Source organism: Paraburkholderia sp. J63 (assembly GCF_905220245.1).
Lineage (GTDB): Bacteria > Pseudomonadota > Gammaproteobacteria > Burkholderiales > Burkholderiaceae > Paraburkholderia.
The window spans coordinates 1-373 of the sequence record NZ_CAJMZF010000193.1 but is presented as its reverse complement, the minus strand read 5'-3'; the positions used below and the strand labels follow the sequence as shown (position 1 = coordinate 373).

Below are 373 nucleotides of genomic sequence, written 5' to 3'. Positions count from 1 at the left end.
TTGGGCATGAGCGTGATTTCGGCGGACGGCGCCATCGGCCCGACGCCGAAGGTCTTCTTGATGTCGAGGTAGAGATCGCCGAACGTGCTGTTAAAGTAGTTGTACGAACTTTCGTGGTTCGCGAAAAGGAACGACGAGGTACCCGGAGCGCGGTTGTAGATGTAGGTCGGGTCGATATAGCCCGTGATCGAAAGGCCCGCGATGGGGCCCGTCGTGGCCGCGTCGCTGAGCGAATCGACCTTCATCTGCTGGCTCGCGATCTGCTGCTTCATCTGGTCGACTTCGTCGTTGGTCAGCTGGGCAGGCTGCTTGCCGTAGTCGGGCGACGAGACATCGACGGCGGGCGCGGCCGCCACCATTGGGGCTGCCGTGG

General features: G+C 62.2%; 1 protein-coding gene. It reads right to left on the bottom strand.

What is annotated here, in order from left to right:
• Window positions 1–373, bottom strand: a 373-nt coding sequence (locus U5775_RS39130; protein WP_322063462.1) for a DUF3138 family protein, incomplete at both ends; no start/stop codon positions are given.